Annotated in this window: 4 protein-coding genes; all 4 read left to right on the forward strand. The window is 43.0% G+C overall.

From position 1 onward, the window contains the following. Positions 1–209 (forward strand): COP23 domain-containing protein (locus Q0R35_RS13540; protein WP_295619089.1); only part of this gene is annotated, 209 nt, incomplete at its 5' end. 14 nt (positions 210–223) lie between these two features. After that, positions 224–757, forward strand: a complete 534-nt coding sequence (locus Q0R35_RS13545; RefSeq protein WP_295619092.1) for a COP23 domain-containing protein — start codon at positions 224–226, stop codon at positions 755–757. An 84-nt stretch (positions 758–841) separates the two neighbouring features. Further along, entirely contained in the window at positions 842–1,402 is a 561-nt protein-coding gene (locus Q0R35_RS13550) for a hypothetical protein (protein WP_295619095.1), read from the forward strand. A 191-nt stretch (positions 1,403–1,593) separates the two neighbouring features. Continuing rightward, a partial coding sequence (locus Q0R35_RS13555) for a serine protease (RefSeq protein ID WP_295619098.1) occupies positions 1,594–2,240 on the forward strand: 647 nt, incomplete at its 3' end.

The raw sequence follows: 2,240 nt of genomic DNA on the forward strand, positions 1-2,240 counted from the left end.
ATAAAAAGTCAGGGTTAGGAATTATTTGTGGAGCTAAAGAGCGCGCAACTGCTTGTAATAAATCAAGCATGTTATTTACATTATCTAATGGTGCCGATGCAACTGAAACGATCGATCGGATGAAAGATATTAAAGCTGGAACTGGTAGCAATCCCGTCCCCCAAGGTTCTGGGGATGGGATTGTCGATATTGAAAGTATTATTAATTAACTCTCATTCAGCAAATGAACAGATTATTGAGCTGGTTCGCGATCGCTTTATTTCTCCCTATTCTCATCCTACCAGCCCCATCTCTAGCTAGAGATACAACAGATAACGTTCAATTTTTTTGCGGTCGGGTTAACCAAGATGGCAAAATTATCCCTACCACCCAGGCGGTTAGCAGTGGCACGAGCGAGCCTGTTTCGTTGATTTTCTGGAAATACCCACCCCCTAAAGGGATGACCAATCCACAACGATGCGAAACTGTATCTAAACGATTTCAATTGGCATGGGATCGCGGCACTTTTGATAAATTGATTGTCGGAGTAGATAAAAAAACGGGACTCGGCTTAATTTGTGCGGTACCTTATACCGAGAAACAATGTACTCGATCGCATTTATTATTTACCCTCAGTGCTGGCAGCGATGCTGAAGAAGTTCGCGACAGGTTACGCAATACTCTTTCTGGGCCGGGGAAAGGTCAACCTATTCCTCAGTCTAGCGGTGAAAATGAGATCGATATGCAGTTATTAATCGATCGATTAAAAAACAAATAAATAACCAGATCCCCGACTTCTTTGAGAAGTCGGGGATCTGAACCCACTAAAAGGACTACTGAAACCACTAAAAATTATCAAAACATGAAAAATATTACGTCAATTATTCTATCGAGCCTATTTTTATTACCAGGAGTCTCGCTCCTGCAAGCAGCAACATTATCGAATCACCCAGATTCAAATCTTAAATATTCAACCGTAAATCGCATTGCCGATACCACCATGCACGTCCAGTCATACAAAAATGTCGGGTCTAATGTCTTAATTGCCAAAAAGATTGCAATTTCCCAAGCGAGTAGCATTCCCTCTGTATATTTAGGAACTTGGTCTGGCAGTGCAAATCAGAACAATAACACTGCGTGGTCTATTTCTTTGTCAATCGCTTCTGGATCGATCGGTTCGGTAGTTGGTAAAATTGATTACCCATCCTTAAACTGTGGAGGGGAGTTGACGCTACAGCGAGTCACAAAAAATTCCATAGAACTTTTAGAGAATTTGAGCTATGGCATGGATCGTTGCATCAATCGAGGAACGAACGTTTTAAAGTTATCTTCAGCGCGAAAACTAGATTTTTATTGGCTTAATCCTAACGGTGAGCTTGAAGCAACTGGGATGTTACGCAAAGTTAGTTCCAATCGCCGTTAGTATTGTTATCTTTAAATTCGATAATGATGAATGACTTATCTGCTGTGAGTTATTAATCGATCGATTAAAAAACAAATAGACAAACAGATCCCCGACTTCTTTGAGAAGCGGATCGCAGCCGGGAGGGAACCTCCCGGATTATGCCAGACAAGACAGTCGGGGATCTGAAACCACTAAAAAATTACTAAAACATGAAAAATATTACCCCAATTATTCTCGCTAGCCTATTTTTCTTACCAGGAATATCGCTCCGGCAAGCAGCCGCATTATCAGATCGGACATCAAGCCCCAAATCTTCCACCCAAATCGCCCAAAATATCGATCGAGAACTCCAGCAACTCGACGAAGCAGGAGGGCAAGCCAGCACCAAAGTAAATCAGATTGCCAGAGACATCACCGTCCGCATCACCTCCGCCAATAATGGCGGCTCTGGTGTCTTAATTGCTAAAAAGGGTAATACCTACCTCGTCCTCACTAATGCCCACGTCACGAGGCGCGCAGCCCAATTTGAGATTCAAGCACCCGATGGGCAGAAGTATACTGCTAAACCGATCGATGGTGGATTCGATCGCAAGTACGATTTAGCCTTACTAGAATTTACCAGTTCCAAGCAATACCAATTAGCCAACCTCGCCAATCCAGGTATCCTAAAACTAAACGATCGCAATATTTACAGTGTCGGGTTTCCATTTGACTCCAAAGATCTCAGAATTTCCCCTGGTGCAATTACCCAACTTTCAGATATTCCCTTCGATAACGGTACCCAAATCGGGTATGAGATCGCCAAAGGTGAAAAAGGCGTGCGTCAAGGCATGAGCGGGGGGCCGATTTTTGATGC

It is taken from the genome of Chamaesiphon sp. GL140_3_metabinner_50 (assembly GCF_025361915.1).
Taxonomy (GTDB): Bacteria; Cyanobacteriota; Cyanobacteriia; order Cyanobacteriales; family Chamaesiphonaceae; genus Chamaesiphon.